This is a genomic window from Streptomyces sp. NPDC005574 (genome assembly GCF_040605435.1).
GTDB lineage: Bacteria > Actinomycetota > Actinomycetes > Streptomycetales > Streptomycetaceae > Streptomyces.
Genome location: NZ_JBEXCW010000025.1, coordinates 38429 through 58482, shown reverse-complemented (window position 1 = coordinate 58482; position 20054 = coordinate 38429). Strand labels below are relative to the sequence as shown.

Sequence of the window (20054 nt, the reverse complement as noted above, 5' to 3'; positions counted from 1 at the left end):
CCGCCCGGTCACAGCAGCAGAAACGTCACCGTCAGCAGCGCGAGCCCCGAACCCCCCACCACCCACGCCGCCCGGGTCCGCCGCAACCCACCCGCGATCACCACCGACGCCAGCAACAGAGCACCCTGCAACGGCACCCACGCGTACAGCACCCCCGCCGGCCCCGAACGCACCGCCTCGTCACTGCCCGGCTTCACCACCACCGCGTACGTCCGGCCACCGCGCACCGCCACCGACCTCGCCAGAACCACCCGCCCACGCGCCGTCGCACCCGCCGACACCGGCGTGAAAGGGCCACTGCACGTGTCCGCGTCGCACCGCGCCACCCGGACGCTCCCGCTCTCCCGGCCCTTGGTCAGCATCACGTGCTGCGCCGTCCCCCACGACGCCCGCACACCCGCGACCACGATCAGCACCGCGACCGCGCCCATCACCGCCGCCCGCCCGAACCGCAGCACCGGACGGTCGCGCTGACGGGAGGTGACGGCGGCATGCATGGCCGAGATCCTTGGCCATGGCCATACCCCCGGTCAACCCGGGCAGGCCGGCACCCCACACGTCAGGAGTTGTACGTCCCCTGCGCCCGCTCCAGCCCCTCGATCACCAGACACTCCACCGCGTCCGCCGCCCGGTCCACCAGGTAGTCCAACTCCTTGCGCTCCGCCGACGAGAAGTCCTTCAGCACGAAGTCCGCGACCTGCATACGACCCGGCGGCCGCCCGATCCCGAACCGCACCCGGTGATACTCCGCCCCCATCGCCTTCGTCATCGACTTCAACCCGTTGTGCCCGTTGTCACCGCCCCCCAGCTTCAGCCGCAACGTCCCGAAATCGATGTCCAGCTCGTCATGCACCGCCACCACACGCGCCGTCGCCACCTTGTAGAAGTCCCGCAACGCCGTCACCGGCCCACCCGACAGATTCATGTACGACATCGGCTTCACCAGGACCACCCGCCGGCTCGCCGGCCCCGGCGCACCGATCCGCCCCTCCACGACCTGCGCCTGAGCCTTCCCCGCCCGCTTGAACCGGCCACCCATCCGCCCCGCCAGCAGATCGGCCACCATGAAACCCACGTTGTGCCGGTTCATCGCGTACTCGGGCCCGGGATTGCCCAGCCCCGCGATCAGCCACGGAGCGCCTGCGTCCGTCGTCACGTCCATGTCTCCTTGAGTAACACGCCAGCCGCCGCCCCCCGGAGGAAGCAGCGGCTGGTGCTGAAGCCGGAAGAACCCGGCCGGCCGGATCAGACCTCGGCGGCCTGGTCACCCTCGCCCTCGGCGGGAGCTTCCTCAGCCTGCGCGGCGAGGACCTGGAGAACGACCGCGTCCTCGTCGATCGCCAGCGTCGTGCCCTCGGGCAGCGGGATGTCCTTCGCGAGGATGGAGGCACCGGCCTCCAGGCCCTCGATGGACACGGTGACCGACTCGGGGATGTGCGTGGCCTCGGCCTCGACGGTCAGCGTGCTCAGCACGTGCTCGAGCAGGTAGGCGCCCGGCGCCAGGTCACCCTCGGTCTGGACGTACACCTCGACGTTGACCTTCTCGCCACTGCGGACCAGCAGCAGGTCCACGTGCTCCAGGTACCCCTTGATCGCGTCGCGCTGCACGGCCTTCGGGATGGCCAGCTGCGTCTTGCCCTCGAGCTCCAGGGACAGCAGGACGTTCGGCGTACGCAGGGCGAGCAGCAGCTCGTGACCCGGCAGCGTCACGTGGATCGGGTCGCCACCGTGACCGTAGACCACCGCGGGAACCTTGCTGTCCCGACGGATACGACGGGCAGCGCCCTTACCGAACTCGGTACGGGCCTCGGCGGCGAGCTTGACCTCGGACATAGTCACTCCTCGTAGAACTGGGGAAGGTGGTCACCCGGCCAAACCATCGGCCTGCTACGAAGAGCGCGTCGATAACGGACCGCCGTACACAGCTTCCTGAAAAGCGGTACGGCCTCCCTCGCCGAGCAACGTGGGCAGTCTACTCGGCGGGGAGGCCACACCCAAAACGATCTTCGCAGCGAGCGGTCCTACTGCTCGTCGAACAGGCTCGTCACCGAACCGTCCTCGAACACCTCACGCACCGCACTCGCGATCGTCGGCGCGATCGACAACACCGTGATCTTGTCCAGCTCCAGCTCACCCGGCGTCGGCAGCGAGTTGGTGAACACGAACTCACTCACCTTCGAGTTCTTCAGCCGGTCCGCCGCCGGACCCGACAGCACACCGTGCGTCGCCGTCACGATGACGTCCTCCGCACCGTGCGCGAACAACGCGTCCGCCGCCGCCACGATCGTGCCACCCGTGTCGATCATGTCGTCGACCAGCACACACACCCGGCCCTCGACCTCACCGACGACCTCGTGCACCGTCACCTGGTTCGCCACGTCCTTGTCACGCCGCTTGTGCACGATCGCCAGCGGCGCACCCAGACGGTCGCACCACCGATCCGCCACCCGCACCCGGCCCGCGTCCGGAGACACCACCGTCAGCTTGTCGCGGTCGACCTTGCGACCCACGTAGTCCGCCAGCAACGGCAACGCGAACAGATGATCCACCGGACCGTCGAAGAAGCCCTGGATCTGATCCGTGTGCAGATCCACCGTCAGCAGCCGGTCCGCGCCCGCCGTCTTCATCATGTCCGCGATCAGCCGCGCCGAGATCGGCTCACGACCACGGTGCTTCTTGTCCTGACGGGCATAACCGTAGAACGGCACGATCACCGTGATGGAGCGAGCCGACGCGCGCTTCAGCGCGTCGATCATGATCAACTGCTCCATGATCCACTTGTTGATCGGAGCCGTGTGGCTCTGGATCAGGAAACAGTCCGCACCGCGCGCGGACTCCTGATAACGGACATAGATCTCACCGTTGGCGAAATCGAACGCCTTCGTCGGGACGACCCCGATACCCAGCTGCTGGGCGATTTCCTCGGCAAGCTCGGGGTGGGCGCGGCCGGAGAAGAACATCATCTTCTTCTCGCCGGTCGTCTTGATCCCGGTCACAGAACTGTCTCCTCAGAGGTGTCTCAGCTGGATGTCGAAAAGACCTCTCCGACGAGCGCGAGAGGGCCTCTCAGCTGGGGATGCGAGTGTGCATCTATCACGGTACGCCGTCACCGGCGCACCTGTTTCCGGTCAGCTTCCGCCGTCGGGCTCCCGGGACGCCACCTCAGCCGCCTTCGCCGCCGCACTCCCCGGACGCTTACGAGCCACCCAACCCTCGATATTCCGCTGCTGACCACGGGCCACAGCCAGCGAACCGGGCGGCACATCCTTCGTGATCACAGACCCCGCAGCGGTGTACGCACCGTCCCCCACCGTGACAGGAGCCACAAACATGTTGTCCGAACCCGTCTTGCAGTGCGAACCCACCGTCGTGTGGTGCTTGCTCTCCCCGTCATAGTTCACAAAGACACTCGCCGCACCGATGTTGCTGTACTCACCGATCGTCGCGTCCCCCACATACGACAGATGCGGCACCTTCGTCCCCTCACCGATCGACGCGTTCTTCGTCTCCACATACGTACCGATCTTGGCCTTCAGCCCCAACCGCGTACCAGGCCGCAGATAGGCGTACGGCCCCACCGTCGCCTGCGGACCCACCTCCGCACCGTCAGCGACCGTGGTGTCGACCCGGGCACCCGCACCCACCACCGAGTCCTTCAGACGACTGTTGGGGCCCACCTCCGCACCCTCGCCCAAATGGGTCACCCCCTGCAGCTGCGTACCCGGATGGACCACCACGTCCTGCTCGAAGGTGACCGACACATCGACCCACGTCGTCACCGGATCGACCACGGTCACGCCGGCGAGCATGGCCCGCTCCAGCAACCGGTCATTGAGCACACGACGGGCCTCGGACAGCTGCACCCGGTTGTTGATCCCCGCGATCTCCCGGTGATCCGCCGCCACCGACGCACCCACCCGGTGCCCCGCCTCCCGCAGAATCCCGAGCACATCCGTCAGGTACTCCTCACCCTGACTGTTGTCCGTCCGCACCTTGCCCAGCGCATCCGCCAGCAACCGCCCGTCGAACGCGAACACCCCGGAATTGATCTCACGAATCGCCCGCTGCGCGTCGGAGGCGTCCTTGTGCTCCACGATGGCCGTGACCGCGCCCGAGACCTCGTCGCGCACGATCCGGCCGTAACCGGTCGCATCCGGCACCTCCGCCGTCAGCACCGTCACCGCGTTGCCGTCGGACGAGTGCGTCGCCGCCAGCGCCCGCAGCGTCCCACCCCTCAGCAGCGGGGTGTCACCACACACCACCACCACCGTCCCGTCGACCGGACCGCCCAACTCCTCCAACGCCATCCGGACGGCGTGCCCGGTACCGTTCTGCTGCGCCTGCACCGCCGTACGGACCTGGGGGTCGGCCGCGGTCAGGTGCGCGACGACCTGCTCCCGCGCGTGCCCGACCACGACGACCAGGTTCTCCGGGTCCAACTCTCGTGCGGCGGCGAGCACATGACCTACCAGGGAACGACCACAGATCTCATGCAGGACCTTGGGTGTGGCCGACTTCATACGGGTGCCCTCACCCGCTGCGAGAACGACGACGGCGGCCGGGCGAATGGCGCTCACGGGGGTGCCCCTCGGCTTTCAATGGCTGGCGTGGACACCCGCAGGATACCGGGGCGTTTCATGGCAGACATGAGAGTGGGCCCTGACAGTGCTGTCAGGGCCCGGTTCAGCAGCTCCGCCGGCTGGATTCGAACCAGCGTCTCAAGGCTCCAAAGGCCTGCGGGATGCCGCTACCCCACGGCGGATTGCTGCCTTGCACCTTACCGGAGCAGCGGAGGGACATGATCCCGCCCGGCGGACCCCACGATCCCGGACCACCAGCCTTCGATGCGTCGGTAGAGCTCTGCCCCTTGCAAGACACTGATCACGAAACAACCCCGGTAGTTCTCGCCCACGTTCTTGCGGACGGTTTTGGGGTTGTGCTTCTTGATGGTCGTCCGCTGGAGCTGGGATGGATCGACCCCCACCAGGTCCGCCCAGTAGCGCTCGGCGCCGTCGATGTCGGCAGTCAGATGGATCATGACCCGGTAGCGCAGGCGCTCTCGATCCACCTCAAGCAGATCCAACCAAGCCAGGTAGACCTGAATCACGCCAGGGTCGCTGTTGACGAACAGCACGTTCTCACGCCTGTTGTAGGGCTTGTCTTTACTGCCTTCAGCCCAGTAAAGGGCGACGCCGACCATGAACAGGTCGCGGGCGGTCAATGTGCCGATCTCACTCGTGGCGGCAGCCTTCGTCCTCTGTCGCTCCTCGTCGCGGAAAGCCAACTCGTGCTCCCACCGCTTCCGAGCCGCGAGCTTCGCCTGTTCTGTCGGGTCGCGGCGTTCCGGTTTCGGGAGGTCCCGCACCCAGAGCGAGATCGAGCTCTTCGAGCACCCCAGCTCTGCCTGGATCCGGTCGTACGTCCAGCCCTGGAGCCGCAGCTCTCGCGCCTTGTCTCTGAGGTCGTCCTTCGCGTTCGGGCGTTTCGTCCATTCCGGGGGTGGCTCGCCCTCCAGGAGTCGGTTGAGGATGTCGTTGTTGTCGACGCGCAGTCGGTCGCGGATCTGCCGGCGGCTCAGTCCTTCTCGCCGCAGGGTCACCGCCCGTTCTCTGAGGTTCTCGAAGTCGGCGTACTTGTCTCGTGTGTGTGCCATGGGCATACCCTCTGGCGGAATCGGATCTTCCGGTGTCGAACGGTGTGCGATTCAGCAGTTCGAGGGAAAGTGGGCGGTTTCGTCACCGTTCGGTCGCGGAGAGTGGTGTAGGCCAGTCGCGGAAACTCACCGGAAATGGGGCGCCCGGCGCCCGTAGGCTGGAGTCATGACCACGACGGGGGAAGACCACGCGACGGCTTGGGAAGGGCCGTGGTGGTGGGCCAGGTGGCGCAGCGCGGTGCTCGATGTGGGCCTGGCGTTCGTTTCCGCGCTGGAGTGCGCGGTGGAGGGGATTCCGTTCGCGCGGGACGCGGGGGTTCCGGTGGCGGCGGGGGTCGTCTTCGGGTTGTTGGCCGGTTCGGTGCTGGTGGTGCGCCGTAAGTGGCCGATCGCGGTGGTGTTGGTGTCGATCGCGATCACGCCCGCCCAGATGGGTTTCCTGATGGGCATCGTCGGTCTTTACACGTTGGCGGCGTCGGAGTTGCCGCGGCGGATCATCGCGTCGCTGGCGGGGATGTCGCTGGTGGGGACGTTGATCGTGACGTTCGTGCGGGTGCGGCAGGACATGGCGCGGGGGGATTTGACGCTGGGGGACTGGTTCGTGCCGTTCGCTGCGATCGCGACGTCGCTGGGGTTGACGGCGCCGCCGTTGTTGTTGGGGATGTATGTGGGGGCGCGGCGGCGGTTGATGGAGAGTCTGCGGGAGCGGGCGGACGATCTGGAGCGGGAGTTGCAGTTGCTCGCGGAGCGGGCGGAGGAGCGGGCGGAGTGGGCGCGGGGTGAGGAGCGGACGCGGATCGCCCGGGAGATGCATGACGTGGTGGCGCATCGGGTGAGTCTGATGGTGGTGCATGCGGCGGCTCTGCAGGCGGTGGCGCGGAAGGATCCGGAGAAGGCGGTGCGTAATGCCGTGTTGGTGGGGGATATGGGGCGGCAGGCGCTGACGGAGTTGCGGGAGATGCTCGGGGTGCTGCGCAGTGGGGACGGGGTGGGGCGGCGGGAGTCTGCGGCTGTGCCGTTGGCGGTGGTGGGTGTGGCTGCTGCTGCGGCGGCTTCGCGGGTGGTGGAGGAGGGGGAGGGGCCGTGTCTGTCGGAGTTGGAGGAGTTGGTGGGGCAGTCGGCGGCGGCGGGGATGGTGGTGGACTTGTCGGTGGAGGGTGAGGAGCGGGTGTATGCGGCGGTGATCGAGCAGACGGCGTTCCGGGTGGTGCAGGAGGCGTTGACGAACGTGCACAAGCATGCGGCGGGGGCGAAGACGCATGTGCGGTTGGCGCATCGGGTGTCGGAGATCGCGATGCAGGTGGAGAACGAGTCGCCGCCGGAGGTGTCGTCGGCTTCTTCGGCGCGGTTGCCGTCCGGTGGTAATGGTCTGCTCGGGATGAGGGAGCGGGTGGTGGCGCTGGGTGGTGTGTTTGTTTCGGGGCCGACGGATGCGGGGGGTTTTCGGGTGTCGGCGGTGATTCCGGCGTCGTAGGCGGCGGGTGGGGCCGTGGGGTGTGGGCCGGGGGGTGTGGGGGTCTGTGCGGGGCGGGCCGGGGTGTGTGGGGGTCTGTGCGGGGCGGGCCGGGGTGTGTGGGGTCTGTGGGGGCCAGCGGGGTGGGTCAGCCGGCGGTGAGGCGTACGGGTTCGGTGCCGGTGACGAGTCCGGTGAGGGCGTGGTCTATGTCGGGGCCGAGGTACCAGTCGCCGGTGTGGTCGAGGGTGTAGACGCGGCCGACGGCGTCCATGGCGAGGAGGGCTTCGGTTTCGGTTTCGGTGCCGAGGGGGCAGACCTCGGTGTCGAGGGCGCGGCCGAGGTCGCCGAGGGTGCGGGCCATGTGGAGGCCGTAGAGGGGGTCGAGGTGGAGGGTGGCGGGGGCGACCTGTCGGCCGGGGCCGGTGGGGGTGAGGTGGAGTCCGCCGAACTCGGCCCATGCTTCGACGGCGGCGGGGAAGACGGCGTGGCGGTGTCCGGCGGGTGAGGTGTGTCCGCGGAGGGTGTCGGCCCAGATCTCGGCCTGTTTTATGTCCCAGCGTCCGGGTTGCCAGCCGGCGGCGCGGAGGGTGGCGTCGACGGGTACGGGGAAGCGGGTGGTGGAGGTGCGGTCGGTGTGCATCTGGTCTTCGTCCGTCGGGGTCGTGCGGGTCGCGGTGGGGTGCGGGGGCGTCGTCGCGCGGTGTGCGGGGTGTGGGGGTGGGCGGGGGGTCAGTCGTCGGTCGTGGTGGGGTCGACGACGCGGACGCCGAAGTGGGCGGTGAGTGCGGTGCAGGCGCGGCAGGGGGTGGCGAATCCGCCGTGGAGGGGGTCGCCGTCCTCGCGGATGCGGCGGGTGGTGAGTTTCGCCTGTTTGAGTGCTTTGCGGGCTTCGCCGTTGGTCATGGGTCTGCGGGTGGCGCGTCTGCTGCGTTCGGCGTCGGCGGTGGTGATGTGGCGGGAGATGAGGATGGTTTCGGCGCAGCGGCCGGTGAAGCGGTCGCGCTGGGCGCTGGGGAGGCTGTCGAGGAAGTCCTGGACGAGGGGGTGCAGGGCGGGGGGCTGGTCGCCGCGGGCGGCGGTGCCGGTGAGGGTGGTGGCGCCGCGGACGGAGAGGGCGGCGGCGACGGTGGGGAGTATGCCGTCGCGGCGGTGGCGCAGGGTGGGTGTGTGGGTGTGGTCGGTGCTGCTCCAGCCGACGCGGGGGTCGCCGGAGGTGCCCGGCGGTTGTCCGGTGTGCGGTCCTGCGTGTGTCGTGTTCATGTCTTCATCCCCTCCCGGGCGTCCTCCCGGTCGACACAGAGTGCCAAATAGCGTGGCTGGTGCGGTAGCTGGGGCGATGCGACACGCCCGGGTTTGGGCGGGCTGTCACGAGAGGGTGACGGCTGGTCACGGAAGCGGAGGGGTGGTGACCGGTGCCCGGTGACCGGTGTCGTCGTACCGCATAGGCTGTCGGCACCGCGATCCGAGGTTTCCACGCGTTCGACCCGTTCGACGCGTGGTGACACAGGGGCGAGACGGAAGTCGAGACGGACGAGACAGTCGATACGGGTCGTGGTGGCCGAAGCCGGTCATCACGGGTCGTACAGAGTGCCGCAGGGGGCAAACCGCCATGACGACAGGTCGGCTCGGGCTGGGGGATCCTCCCGGCAGCCAGGCCGGGGGACACGCCGCGCCGCCCAACGCGGCTTACGCCGGGCAGGTCGTGCACTTCCCGGACCCGGTCCGCGCGGCCCGTCACCCGAAAGGGGTGCGGGTGGACGAGGGCGGTTACCCCGACTTCTCGCCGTACGCGCGCGCGGCGGCGGAGATCGCCGAGCCGCCGGAGGGGTTCGGCGTCGACGAACTGCGGCTGACGGATTACGTGTCGGCGAACGCGGCGCTCGCGGCGACGGGGCACGAGCTGTGGGACACGGTGCCCGATGTGGCGACCCCGCACGGCTGGACCTGGCACCACGCGGTCGGTGGCCGCCGGCTGGAGCTGGTCCCGGTCGAGGTGAAGGCGCTGCTGCGCCACCACGGCGGGATCGCGACGTCGAACGTCGATCACGGCAAGCGCGGTACGCGGCCGTTGCAGGAGACGCGGCCGGCGCACTTCGGGCTGCCCAAGTCGGGTGTGGCGGTGACCGAGTCGCAGGTGCAGGGGGTCGAGGAGGACCTCGGGTACCGGCTGCCGGGCGCCTACCGGTCGTTCCTGAAGGCGGCGGGCGGGTGCGCGCCGGTGGGTACGGCGCTGGACGCGGAGCTGGGGCTCCTGATCGACCAGCCGTTCTTCACGGTGCGCGACGAGGCCGCGGTGAACGACCTGGTGTACGTCAACAAGTGTCTGCGCGACCACCTGACCAAGGACTATCTGGGTGTCGGTTTCGTGCAGGGCGGGCTGCTGGCGGTGAAGGTGAAGGGCCAGGGCGTCGGTTCGGTGTTCTTCTGCGCCTACGACGACGCCCGGGACGTCGATCCCGGGTGGGCGCCCGCCGAGCGGGTGGAGCGGCTGCTGCTGCCCTGCGGTGAGGACTTCGACGTGTTCCTGGCGCGACTGGCGGGTTCGCCGCCGGAGTTGGAGACGGTGGCGAACCTGATGGTGGACGGCGGGTTCGCGCACGCGGTTCCCGTGTCGTCGGAGCCGGTGTCCTCGGCGGCCTCGGGCGCGCCGGGGTCCTCGGCGGCCTCGGCGTCTTCGGTGGGGGAGTGAGCGGGACGATGGTGACCTTCGCGCAGGCGCAGGAGCGCGCCGAGGAGTGGATCAACGGGGACGTGCCCTCGTACCAGCATCGCGAGGTGCGGGTGCGGGAGTTCGGGCTCGGGTTCGTGGTGTGGGCCGAGGACCGGGCGGAGGGCCCGCGGTCGGACGGGGGCGCGCAGCGGCTGGTGCTCGCCCGGGACAGCGGTGAGGCCACGCTGTGGCCCGCGCTGCCGGTGGGTGAGGTCATCCGCCGGTACGAGGAGGAGTACGGCCGTCCGGATCCGGCCGACGAGCCGGCGCCGGCGCCTTCGGCGCGGGTCGACCTCAACCAGACGTCGTTCCTGCTGAGTCCGCCGGAGTGGTTGCAGGAGGCGGCGGACAAGCTGGGTATCCCGGACCGGCGGGGGGACGGGCCGGCCGCCGCGCCGTCGTCCGCACCCGATCGTGCGTCCGCCCCCGATCGTGCGTCCGCCCCCGACCGTGCGTCCGTACCCGACCGTGTCTCCGCCCCTGAGCCCGTCTCCGTGCGGGATTCGCTGCCGCAGACGCAGGCGGGCGTGCCGCTGGGGGCGGCCGGTCCGGGGGCGCCGTCGGGGGCCGCGCCCTGGGCCGGGACCGACACCAACGGGGACGCGGGTGAGGACCGTTCCGTACCGTTGCCCGCGACCGTGTTCGCGCCGCCGCTGAGCGGTGCCGACGACGACAGCACGCCGCCCGCGGGGCTGTCCGACGCCAAGACGGCACTGATGTCGGGCGGCAGCCAACTCCCGCCGACGGCGCTCGCCCCGGCGTTCCCCGACCCGAACGCGTCGGGGGCGCGGGAACCGGGTGGCGACCGACGGCAGGCGCAGGCGCAGGGACCGGGTCAGAGCCACGGGCAGGGTCCGGGGCCGGCCGGTGTTGCGTCGCCCGCTTCCGGCGCGCCGGCCGGCGCGACGCCCTCTCCGCCGCCGGGGGCTCCCTCGTACGGCTATCCGCAGGGCGGTGGCCCGGCCGCTCCGTTCCCGGGCGGGCCGCAGGGCACGCCGCCTCCGCACCACGCACCGCCCGCGCCGGGGGCGTCGGCCTACGGCTACCCGCAGGGTCCGGGCGCGGCTTCGCCGCCGCCTCCGCCGCCCGCCGGCCCCGGTGCTCCGGCCCGGCCGCTGCCGCCGAACGCCGGGGACATCGCCGACGCGGCGACGAGCAAGGCCGCGCCCCAGCCGCGCCGGGCGCGGGGCGCGGGCGCGAACCCGCCGCCTCCGCCGGGCGCTCCCGGGGCTCCCGGCGCGCGACCGGGCGCGGTTGTGCCGCCGCCCGGACCCGGTGCGCCGGGTGCACCGGGTGCACCGGCGGGTGGTTACCTGCCCACCCAGCTCGTCTCGCAGCTCGGCCCCGACGGCCAGGGGGGTGCCCCGGATCCGGACGCGCCCCGGCCGCCGGGCGCGCCGCACCCGCCCGGTGCGCCGAACCCGCCCGGGGGCACGCCCGCGGGTGCGGTCGACCATGCCGCCACCGTGTTCGCCGACCCCGGCCGGATGGGCGTGGGTGCGCCGCCCCCGCCGAGCGCTCCCGGTCTGCCGGGCGCGCCCCGCGCGCCGCAGCCTCCCGGTGCGCCGGGCGCCGTTCACCACGCGGAGACCGTGCTGTCCGCGCCTCCGGTGACGGGTCCCGGCGCTCCTCCGCCGCCGCAGGCTCCGGGCGCGCCGGGAGCTCCGGGTGGTCCGGGTGCACCGGGCGGTCCGCGGCCGATGGCGCCCGGTGCGATGCCGCCTCCGGGTGTCGTGCCGCCGGGTGCGATGCCGCCGCCCGGTGCTGTGCCGCCCGGGGCCATGCCGCCGCCCGGTCAGCCGTTGCCGGGGCAGCCCGTGCCCGGGCAGCAGCCGCCCGCGTACGGCTATCCGCAGGCGCTGCCGACGGTGGGCCCCGGGTATCAGGCCGTGCTGCGCTACCGCGCGCAGGACGGTTCCGAGCAGCAGCTGATCCGGCGTTCGGCGCCGGGGACGCCGCACCCGGAGTGGCAGATCTTCCACGAGCTGCGTGCGATGAACGTGCCGCCGAACCAGGTGCTCGAACTGCACACGGAGCTCGAACCGTGCGAGCTGCCCGGTGCCTACTGCGCGCGGATGATCCGTGAGCAGTGGCCGCAGGCGCGGCTCGCGAGCATCGCGCCGTACGGCAACGACCATGCGAGCCGGCAGCAGGGCATGCATCAACTCCTGGCTCACCAGGGTGAGTTGCATCAGGTGGCGGACGGGCCGGCGCGGTCCGCGCCGGTGCGCGCGCCGTTGCCGCAGGTGCAGTCGGCGCCGCCGATTCCGCCGGAGGGTGTCGCGCAGGAGATGGCGGGGGCGTTCGGGCCGGGGCTCTTCCGGTTCGAGCAGGCCGCCGTGTCCCGGCAGGGGGTGCCCCCGGTCGTGGCGCACTCGCTGGTGGTGGCCGGGCTGCCGGTGGACATGGGCCCGTTCTTCTGGGCGCAGGCCCAGCCGGGACGCCCCGTGCCGACGCTGGCGGAGCTGGCGCAGGAGCGCGGGGTGCGCCCGGCGCCGGACGCGGGTTCGTACCTCGTGATGGGCAGCGACTTCGGCCGGGCGCTGTGTGTGCAGTACGGCACGGCGAACATCGTGGCCGTGCCCGTGGAGGCGGGGCCGGGCGGGGCTCCCGTGCCGCCGCAGTTCGTGAACACGGGGCTGCCGGAGTTCCAGCGCTGCCTGGCGTTGCTGGGCCGGATGTGGCGGCTGCGGTTCGGGCTGAACCAGGAGCAGGCGGGTCGCTGGACCGTCGACTTCCAGGCGCAGCTGGTGTCCCTCGACCCGGCGGCGCTCGGTTCGCCGGAGAGCTGGTGGTCGGTGCTGCTGGAGCAGATGTGGGACGGGCTGCTGTGAGGGCAGACCTCGCCGCCGAGGTGCCGTAGCGCTTGCTGGCAGGGGCCGGATTCGATCGTGTGATCGAGTCCGGCCCTTCTGTGTGTCCTCGGTGCCCGTGACCTGCGCACGGAGTGTCGCGTTATGAACATTTCCGCTCGATACATCAGGATATGCGCGAAATCATCATTTTCGCGTCCGTTCGGCGGAGAGGGACTCCAGGATGAACAGCGCACCGGACTCGACCCGCGACTTCGTGGCGGCACGGGGGCGCGGCTACCGTCCCGACCAGGTCGAGGCGTACGCCGAGGCGCTCTCCCGGGACCGCGACGCCGCGTGGGAGCGGGCGGCCCGGCTCACCGTCCTCGCCCGGGAGATGGAGGAGGAGGCGGCCGACCTGCGGGAGACCGTCGCCCGGTTGGCCCCGCAGACCTACGAGGCGCTCGGGGAGCGCGCGCGGCGGCTGTTCGCGCTGGGCCACGAGGAGGCGGCGGCCGTCCGGGACGGCGCCCGCGAGCAGGCCCGCGACCTGGTGGACCGGGCGCGGGCGCGGGCGGCCGCGGTGGAGCGGGCCGCGCGGACGCACGCCGACACCGTCCTGGCCGAGGCCGACGAACGGGCCGGGCAGCGGCTGCTCGCGGCCCGCGCCGAGGCCGACGAGATCCGGATCGCGGCTCGTCGCGAGGTGAAGGAGAGCCGCGGCGAGTCGCTGGCAGCGCTGCGGGACGCACGGCAGCGCACCACCGCTCTGCTGGCCGAGCAGGCCAGGGAGCACGCGGAGCGCTGGGCCGAGGCCGAACGGGAGGCCGAGGAGCGCGCGGCCGCGCTGGACGCGCGGCACGCCGAGCGGGTGGCGCTCGCGGAGGCCGGCCTGTCGGCGGCGAAGCAGGCGTTCGCCGAGGCGGAGACGGAGGCGCGGCAGCGGCAGCAGGACGCGCGGGAGCGGGCCGCGGAGATGGTGGCGCAGGCGCGGGTGCGCGAGGAGCGGATCGTGCGGGAGACCGAGCGGGTGCTGCGGGAGCACGGCGAGCGGTGGGACGACGTACGCGCCCACATCGACAACGTCCGCGACAGCCTCAGTGCCCTGACGGGACGGGCGGCACCGTCGGAGTGAGCCGCCCGCCCCGCCCCGGACACCGAGGGGCCGGGCCGGTCGTCACCGCTCCCTGCGGACCGCCCCCGCCAGGATCCAGCCCTCCACCGCTTCGTACTGCTTGCGCTGTTCCTCCGCCTTCGCGCGGCCGGAGGCCACCGTGCCGAGCCAGCCGAAGGCGAAGCCCGCCGGGATGGAGACCAGGCCGGTGGTGGTGAAGGGGAACCAGTTGAAGTCGGCGTCGGGGAAGGCCGCGACGGGGGAGCCGGACACCAGGTTCGTGCCCGGCATCAGCAGCAGGACCGTGAGCGAGCCGCCGATCAGCGTGCACAGCAGGCCGGCCCGCGTGTAGCGGCGCCAGAAGAGGCTGTAGACCAGGGCGGGGGCGATCGCCGAGGCGCCCAGGCAGAAGGACAGCGTCACCAGGGGTTGCAGGCTGCGGTGCTGGACGAGGGTGGCCAGCACGATCGCCGGGATGCCGACCGCCACCGCCGACAGCCGGGCCAGCGTCACCTCGCGGCGTGCCGACATCTCCTGCACGCGGGCCGCGAACACGTCGTGGGCGAGGGAGTTGGCGCAGGCGAGGATCATGCCGGCGACGGAGGCCAGCAGGGTGAGGAAGATCGCCGTGGTGACCGTGGTGAACAGCAGGCTCTCCGCGGTCGAGACGTCCGGGCCGAGGACGGCGCGGGAGCCCAGCAGGTAGGCCGTGTTGCCCTGCGGGTCCGCCTGCGCGATGACCGCCCGCCCGATGAGCGCGGTGGCGCCGAAGCCGACGACCGTGATGACGGCCACGAACAGCACCACCGACGACACCGCCCAGGACATCGACCGGCGCACCTGGCGGGCGCTGGAGGCGGTGTACATGCGCATGGTGACGTGCGGGAGGCAGGCGCCGCCGAGCACCACCGACAACTGGGACGTGATCATGTCGAGGCGGGGGTTGGGGCTGCCCGCGAACTCGATGCCGGAGTGCAGGAAGGCCGAGCCCACTCCGCTCTGCCGCGCGGCCGCGTCGAACAGCGCGCCCGGGTTCCAGTCGTAGCGGTGCAGGATGAGCAGGGCCACGGCGGTGCCCGAGCCGAGCAGCATCACGATCTTCAGGATCTGGATGAGGGCGGTGCCCTTCATGCCGCCGATGGCCGCGTAGCTGATCATCAGGATGCCCAGGCCGATGATGCAGCCCGTCTTCAGCGAGTCCCCGGAGAAGCCGAGGATGAAGGCCAGCAGCTGGCCGGTGCCCGCGAGTTGCACCAGCATCAGCGGCAGCAGCGCGGCGAGGGTCACCCCGCACGCGGCGATGCGCACCGAGCGTCCCGGCATCCGCCGGGCCAGGGCATCGCCCATGGTGAACCGGCCCGCGTTGCGCAGGGGTTCGGCCAGCAGGAACATCAGCAGCATCAGGGACAGTGCCGTGCTGAGGGCCAGGACGATCCCGTCGTAGCCGCACAGCGCGATCACCCCGCCGGTGCCGAGCACGGAGGCGGCGGAGATGTAGTCGCCGCCGATGGCCAGGCCGTTGCGCAGGGGGGACAGGGAGCCGTAGCCGGTGTAGAACTCGTCGAGGTCGTCGCGGTCGGGGCCGGTCATCACGCACAGCAGGAGTGTGACGGTGGCGATGGCGGAGAACCCCACGAGGGACATCGCCTGCGCCGAGTCGCTGAATCCGTTCACGGCCGCACCGCCCCGCGCCTGGCGTCCAGTTCGGACTGTCTGCGGATGCGGTCGGCGACGGGGTCGAGGTGGCGGCGCGCGGTGTGCTCGTACACGACGACGGCCAGCCAGGTGACGGGCAGCTGGATCAGGGCGAGCAGCAGACCGGTGGGCAGGCCGTCGGTGACGGTCTTCGTCATGACGGAGGGGACGGACGCGGACAGGACCAGGAAGAGGGTGAAGTAGCCGAGCGCGGTGAGGGTGGCCACGCGCCGCTGTCGGCGGTAGGCGCCGCGCAGCACCCGCAGATCGCTGTGGTGCCCGAGCGGCGCGTGGTGCGAGGTGGGCCGTGGGGAGGGCTCGGGCGGCTCGGCCGGCTGCCACGGGTAGGTGGCGTGAGACGGGGACGCGGGGTGCGGCGGTCGTTCCGGATACGGGTACGACGGGGACGTGTCGTAGGACATCCCGGTGCTCCTTGCGTGGCTCGGGTCCGGCACGGCGGACCGCAGGGAGGTGGGGGGTGGGCGAGCGGAGTCACGCACGTTACTCGCTGGTTCGTACGGGCGCGAGGGTTTCACCAAACTGATCGGTCGGTAGGCGCTTACTGCGCTGACCTCGGGTGTTACCCGCGTTAACTCGGACTTTTGGCCGGTTGGCCGCTCCTGCGGAACTCGGTCGGACGACCCGACGGAGCCCGGTCGGTGGGCGTCGGCCTGGCTGGTGACCGCCCCTTTCGGCCCGCCCCGCGTCCTGCGTCTTACGTCCTGCGTCCTGCGACGGAGGACGGCTTCCCGCTTGCCCCTGACGCGACGGGAGGGTGGAGCGTGGCGGGGCCGGACGGTGGAGCGACCCCGACGCCCACTCCACCCGACGGTGGACAGCCCCTAGGGGTACCTCCCTCCCACGTCTCGGGGAGGGTTCGTACCGGCGGAGGAGGAGACCGGGGGGTGGGCGTCCTTAACCTGGCTTTACGCCGCCGACGGGTGGCGGACCTGACCCACGGGGGTGGGGTTTTCCCCCGCAGAAGACTGCGCTGGGCACCAGCGCGCGGGACCCCCTCGGACCACCAGACTCGACCACGTGAGCAGGACGGACCGCACACCGCTCCGACCGGCCCGACCAGCAGCACCGCGTGCGCACGCACCGTGAGCACACACGTTTCACCCGCTGACCGACATAGGAGACTTACCGTGACATCGGCTGTGACCATTCCCAGGCACGGGGGCACTGGAGGGCGTACGGCCGTTGCCGCACGGGCGCGGCAGGTCGTGAAGGCGTACGGGTCCGGGGAGACCCGGGTCGTCGCGCTCGACCACGTCGACGTGGACATCGTCCGCGGCCAGTTCACCGCGATCATGGGCCCCTCGGGGTCCGGCAAGTCCACCCTGATGCACTGCCTCGCAGGACTCGACACCGTGACCGGTGGTCAGATCCACCTGGACGAGACCGAGATCACCGGGCTGAAGGACAAGAAGCTCACGAAGCTGCGCCGGGACCGGATCGGCTTCATCTTCCAGGCGTTCAACCTGCTCCCGACACTCAGCGCGCTGGAGAACATCACGCTGCCCATGGACATCGCCGGCCGCAAGCCGGACCGCGCCTGGCTCGACCAGGTCATCGACACCGTCGGCCTGCGGGAGCGGCTGCGGCACCGGCCCAACCAGCTCTCCGGCGGCCAGCAGCAGCGGGTCGCGGTGGCCCGCGCCCTCGCCGCCCGGCCCGAGATCATCTTCGGCGACGAGCCGACCGGCAACCTCGACTCCCGGGCCGGCGCCGAGGTCCTCGGCTTCCTGCGCCGGTCCGTCGACGAACTCGGCCAGACCATCGTGATGGTCACCCACGACCCGGTCGCCGCCTCGTACGCGGACCGCGTGCTGTACCTCGCCGACGGCAGGATCGTCGACGAGATGTTCCACCCGACCGCCGACACGGTCCTCGACCGCATGAAGGACTTCGACGCCCGGGGGCGTACGTCATGACCGTGCTCAGAACCTCGATGCGCAACTTCTTCGCGCACAAGGGACGCATGGCCCTGTCGGCCGTGGCCGTCCTGCTGTCGGTCGCCTTCGTCTGCGGCACGCTGGTGTTCACCGACACGATGAACACCACCTTCGACAAGCTCTTCGCGGCGACGGCGTCCGACGTGACGGTCTCCCCGCGGGGAGCCAAGGCCGACGACACCCCGCAGAACGGCCGGCCCGCGTCGCTCCCCGCCTCCGTGCTGGAGCGGGCGAGGACGGCGCAGGGCGTCAAGTCGGCCGAGGGTGCGGTGAGTTCGTCGAGCGTGACCGTCGTCGACAGCCACAACGAGAACATGGGGTCGTCGAACGGCGCCCCGACCATCGCGGGCAACTGGACGAAGAACGACCTGCGTTCGATGGAGATCACCTCCGGTCACGCCCCCCGCGGCCCGACCGAGGCGATGGTCGACGCCGACACCGCCGACAAGCACCACCTGAAGATCGGTGACGAACTGCGCACCATCGCCGTCACCGGTGACTTCAAGGCGCGGATCGTCGGCATCGCCACCTTCAAGGTGACCAACCCCGGTGCGGCCGTCGTCTACTTCGACACCGCCACCTCGCAGCGCGAACTGCTGGGCGCCCCCGGCCGGTTCACGAACGTCAACGTCACCGCCGCCGCCGGCGTCAGCGACACCCTGCTCAAGCGGAACGTCACCGCCACCCTCGGCGCCGGCACCTACAAGGTGCAGACGCAGAAGGAGAACGCGGACGAGAACCGCAGCAGCGTCGGCACGTTCATGGACGTCATCAAGTACGCCATGCTCGGCTTCGCCGGAATCGCCTTCCTGGTCGGCATCTTCCTCATCATCAACACCTTCTCGATGCTGGTCGCCCAGCGCACCCGCGAGATCGGCCTGATGCGCGCCATCGGCTCCTCCCGCAAGCAGGTCAACCGCTCGGTCCTGGTCGAGGCGCTGCTGCTCGGTGTCTTCGGCTCGGTCCTCGGCGTCGGCGCGGGCGTCGGCCTCGCGGTCGGCCTCATGAAGGTCATGTCGTCGATGGGCATGGAACTGTCCACGGACGACCTCACCGTGAAGTGGACGACCGCGGTCGCCGGCCTCGCGCTCGGCATCATCGTGACCGTCCTGGCCGCCTACGTCCCGGCCCGCCGCGCCGGCAAGGTCTCCCCGATGGCCGCGCTGCGCGACGCCGGCACCCCGGCGGACGGCCGGGCGGGCCTCGTCCGCGGCCTCGTCGGCCTGGTCCTCACCGGCGCCGGCGGCCTCGCCCTCTACACGGCGGCCACCGCCGACAAGGCGAGCGACGGGTCGCTGGTCCTCGCCGCGGGCGTCGTCCTCACCCTCATCGGGTTCGTGATCATCGGCCCGCTGCTCGCCGGCGGCGTGGTCCGCGTGCTCAGCGTGGTCCTGCTGCGGATGTTCGGCCCCGTGGGCCGGATGGCCGAACGCAACGCGCTGCGCAACCCGCGCCGTACCGGAGCCACCGGCGCTGCCCTCATGATCGGCCTCGCCCTGGTCGCCTGTCTCTCGGTGGTCGGCTCCTCGATGGTGGCCTCCGCTACCGACGAACTCGACCGGTCGGTCGGCGTGGACTTCATCATCGAGGGCAACCAGCGGATCGTCCCGCAGGCCGAGAAGGCCGTCGCGGCCACGCCCGGCCTGGCGCATGTCACGCGCTACAAGGACCTGGACGCGAGGATGACCTCCCCGGACGGCAAGGTCGACACCGGCGGCGTCACCGCCGCCGACCCCACGTACGCCCAGGACCTGCGCCGCGAGACGACCGCCGGCGACCTGAGCGCCGCCTACGGCAAGGACGCCATGTCGGTCGGCTCCGACTACGCCACCGCGCACCACGTCAAGGTCGGCGACACCCTGACCGTCGCCTTCAAGGGCGGCAGCAGCGCCCGGCTGAAGGTCGCGGCGATCACCGACGACGACGTGGCCATCGACCAGGGCGCGCGGTACATCAGCCTCGACACCATGAAGAGGTACCTGCCCGCCGACAAGGTCCCGCCGAACCAGATCATGTTCGCCGAGGCCAAGGAGGGCCAGCAGAAGACCGCGTACGCGGCGCTGAAGAAGTCCCTGGCCGCCTACCCGCAGTACGAGGTCCGCGACCAGACCGACTACAAGCAGGAACTGAAGGACCAGATCGGCCAGCTCCTGAACATGGTCTACGGCCTGCTGGCCCTCGCGATCATCGTGGCCGTCCTCGGTGTGGTGAACACGCTGGCGCTGTCCGTGGTGGAGCGGACCCGGGAGATCGGCCTGATGAGGGCGATCGGCCTCTCACGCCGCCAGCTGCGCAGGATGATCCGCCTGGAGTCGGTCGTGATCGCCCTCTTCGGAGCCCTGCTCGGCCTCGGCCTCGGCATGGGCTGGGGGGCGACGGCACAGAAGCTGCTCGCCCTGGAGGGACTGAAGGTCCTCGAGATCCCGTGGCCGACGATCATCGGGGTCTTCATCGGATCGGCCTTCGTCGGACTGTTCGCCGCCCTCATCCCGGCGTTCCGGGCCGGCCGGATGAACGTACTGAACGCGATCGCGACGGAGTAGCGACCGGCCGCGACCGGCGGGGGAAACGGGGGGACGGGGGAAACGGGGGGACGGGGGAAACGGGGGAGCGGGGGAACGGGCCCGGCGCCGAGAAGTCACGGGGGACTTCTCGGCGCCGGGCCCACCGCCGTGC

Annotated in this window: 16 protein-coding genes and 1 tRNA gene; 6 read left to right on the top strand and 11 right to left on the bottom strand. The window is 71.1% G+C overall.

Annotation, left to right across the window (positions count from 1 at the left end; genetic code table 11):
* Positions 1-8 precede the first annotated feature (8 nt).
* The 7 genes from ABZT03_RS18585 to ABZT03_RS18555 form a co-directional block, all read right to left on the bottom strand.
* Positions 9-497, bottom strand: a complete 489-nt coding sequence (locus ABZT03_RS18585) for a hypothetical protein (protein WP_356040525.1) — start codon at positions 495-497, stop codon at positions 9-11.
* Positions 498-559: 62 nt separating this feature from the next.
* Positions 560-1162: an aminoacyl-tRNA hydrolase gene (gene pth / locus ABZT03_RS18580; protein WP_356040522.1), complete on the bottom strand. Its 603-nt coding sequence runs from the start codon at positions 1160-1162 to the stop codon at positions 560-562.
* Positions 1163-1245: 83 nt separating this feature from the next.
* Positions 1246-1833, bottom strand: a complete 588-nt coding sequence (locus ABZT03_RS18575; protein ID WP_356040519.1) for a 50S ribosomal protein L25/general stress protein Ctc — start codon at positions 1831-1833, stop codon at positions 1246-1248.
* Between the two features lie 188 nt (positions 1834-2021).
* Positions 2022-2996: a ribose-phosphate diphosphokinase gene (locus tag ABZT03_RS18570; protein WP_356040516.1), complete on the bottom strand. Its 975-nt coding sequence runs from the start codon at positions 2994-2996 to the stop codon at positions 2022-2024.
* A gap of 132 nt (positions 2997-3128) precedes the next feature.
* Entirely contained in the window at positions 3129-4577 is a 1449-nt protein-coding gene (glmU, locus tag ABZT03_RS18565) for a bifunctional UDP-N-acetylglucosamine diphosphorylase/glucosamine-1-phosphate N-acetyltransferase GlmU (protein ID WP_356040513.1), read from the bottom strand.
* A 113-nt stretch (positions 4578-4690) separates the two neighbouring features.
* Positions 4691-4762, bottom strand: a tRNA-Gln gene (locus tag ABZT03_RS18560).
* A 15-nt stretch (positions 4763-4777) separates the two neighbouring features.
* Positions 4778-5653 carry a hypothetical protein gene (locus ABZT03_RS18555; RefSeq protein ID WP_356040510.1) on the bottom strand — a complete coding sequence of 292 codons (876 nt, stop codon included), beginning with the start codon at positions 5651-5653 and terminating at the stop codon, positions 4778-4780.
* 166 nt (positions 5654-5819) lie between these two features.
* Between ABZT03_RS18555 and ABZT03_RS18550 the strand changes: the two genes are divergently transcribed.
* Positions 5820-7127 (top strand): histidine kinase, encoded by a 1308-nt coding sequence (locus tag ABZT03_RS18550; protein WP_356040507.1) that lies wholly within the window; start codon positions 5820-5822, stop codon positions 7125-7127.
* A 127-nt stretch (positions 7128-7254) separates the two neighbouring features.
* On the opposite strand, the gene ABZT03_RS18545 is transcribed toward ABZT03_RS18550, so the two are convergent.
* A complete protein-coding gene (locus ABZT03_RS18545; RefSeq protein WP_356040504.1) occupies positions 7255-7749 on the bottom strand; it encodes an SUKH-3 domain-containing protein in 495 nt (164 codons plus the stop codon).
* A gap of 89 nt (positions 7750-7838) precedes the next feature.
* Positions 7839-8369, bottom strand: a complete 531-nt coding sequence (locus ABZT03_RS18540) for a YwqJ-related putative deaminase (protein WP_356040501.1) — start codon at positions 8367-8369, stop codon at positions 7839-7841.
* A 349-nt stretch (positions 8370-8718) separates the two neighbouring features.
* Here ABZT03_RS18540 and ABZT03_RS18535 point away from each other — a divergent pair, with 349 nt between their 5' ends.
* The 3 genes from ABZT03_RS18535 (at position 8719) to ABZT03_RS18525 (ending at position 13746) form a co-directional block, all read left to right on the top strand.
* Positions 8719-9798, top strand: coding sequence for an SMI1/KNR4 family protein (locus tag ABZT03_RS18535; RefSeq protein ID WP_356040498.1), 1080 nt, complete (start codon positions 8719-8721; stop codon positions 9796-9798).
* An 8-nt stretch (positions 9799-9806) separates the two neighbouring features.
* The gene (locus ABZT03_RS18530; RefSeq protein WP_356040647.1) at positions 9807-12653 is read left to right on the top strand and encodes an SUKH-4 family immunity protein; all 2847 of its coding nucleotides are present in this window, start codon (positions 9807-9809) and stop codon (positions 12651-12653) included.
* A 202-nt stretch (positions 12654-12855) separates the two neighbouring features.
* A complete protein-coding gene (locus ABZT03_RS18525; protein WP_356040495.1) occupies positions 12856-13746 on the top strand; it encodes a cellulose-binding protein in 891 nt (296 codons plus the stop codon).
* A 42-nt stretch (positions 13747-13788) separates the two neighbouring features.
* Here ABZT03_RS18525 and ABZT03_RS18520 read toward each other — a convergent pair whose 3' ends face one another.
* Together ABZT03_RS18520 and ABZT03_RS18515 are read right to left on the bottom strand one after the other, a co-directional pair.
* Positions 13789-15399: a cation acetate symporter gene (locus ABZT03_RS18520; protein ID WP_356040493.1), complete on the bottom strand. Its 1611-nt coding sequence runs from the start codon at positions 15397-15399 to the stop codon at positions 13789-13791.
* Entirely contained in the window at positions 15396-15842 is a 447-nt protein-coding gene (locus ABZT03_RS18515; protein ID WP_356040490.1) for a DUF485 domain-containing protein, read from the bottom strand. The genes ABZT03_RS18520 and ABZT03_RS18515 overlap by 4 nt, the downstream gene beginning before the upstream one ends.
* A 726-nt stretch (positions 15843-16568) precedes the next feature.
* Here ABZT03_RS18515 and ABZT03_RS18510 point away from each other — a divergent pair.
* Positions 16569-17357, top strand: a complete 789-nt coding sequence (locus ABZT03_RS18510; RefSeq protein ID WP_356040487.1) for an ABC transporter ATP-binding protein — start codon at positions 16569-16571, stop codon at positions 17355-17357.
* Positions 17354-19921, top strand: a complete 2568-nt coding sequence (locus ABZT03_RS18505) for an FtsX-like permease family protein (RefSeq protein ID WP_356040484.1) — start codon at positions 17354-17356, stop codon at positions 19919-19921. Before ABZT03_RS18510 ends, ABZT03_RS18505 begins: the two co-directional genes overlap by 4 nt.
* Positions 19922-20054 lie beyond the last annotated feature (133 nt).

Bases quoted from the DNA above. Each gene is read 5' to 3' on its own strand.
- ABZT03_RS18540 (WP_356040501.1), bottom strand. From the start codon at position 8,369: ATGAACACGACACACGCAGGACCGCACACCGGACAACCGCCGGGCACC.
- ABZT03_RS18550 (WP_356040507.1), top strand. From the start codon at position 5,820: ATGACCACGACGGGGGAAGACCACGCGACGGCTTGGGAAGGGCCGTGG.
- ABZT03_RS18525 (WP_356040495.1), top strand. From the start codon at position 12,856: ATGAACAGCGCACCGGACTCGACCCGCGACTTCGTGGCGGCACGGGGG.
- ABZT03_RS18575 (WP_356040519.1), bottom strand. From the start codon at position 1,833: ATGTCCGAGGTCAAGCTCGCCGCCGAGGCCCGTACCGAGTTCGGTAAG.
- ABZT03_RS18505 (WP_356040484.1), top strand. From the start codon at position 17,354: ATGACCGTGCTCAGAACCTCGATGCGCAACTTCTTCGCGCACAAGGGA.
- ABZT03_RS18515 (WP_356040490.1), bottom strand. From the start codon at position 15,842: ATGTCCTACGACACGTCCCCGTCGTACCCGTATCCGGAACGACCGCCG.
- ABZT03_RS18535 (WP_356040498.1), top strand. From the start codon at position 8,719: ATGACGACAGGTCGGCTCGGGCTGGGGGATCCTCCCGGCAGCCAGGCC.
- pth (WP_356040522.1), bottom strand. From the start codon at position 1,162: ATGGACGTGACGACGGACGCAGGCGCTCCGTGGCTGATCGCGGGGCTG.
- ABZT03_RS18585 (WP_356040525.1), bottom strand. From the start codon at position 497: ATGCATGCCGCCGTCACCTCCCGTCAGCGCGACCGTCCGGTGCTGCGG.
- ABZT03_RS18555 (WP_356040510.1), bottom strand. From the start codon at position 5,653: ATGGCACACACACGAGACAAGTACGCCGACTTCGAGAACCTCAGAGAA.
- ABZT03_RS18530 (WP_356040647.1), top strand. From the start codon at position 9,807: ATGGTGACCTTCGCGCAGGCGCAGGAGCGCGCCGAGGAGTGGATCAAC.
- ABZT03_RS18545 (WP_356040504.1), bottom strand. From the start codon at position 7,749: ATGCACACCGACCGCACCTCCACCACCCGCTTCCCCGTACCCGTCGAC.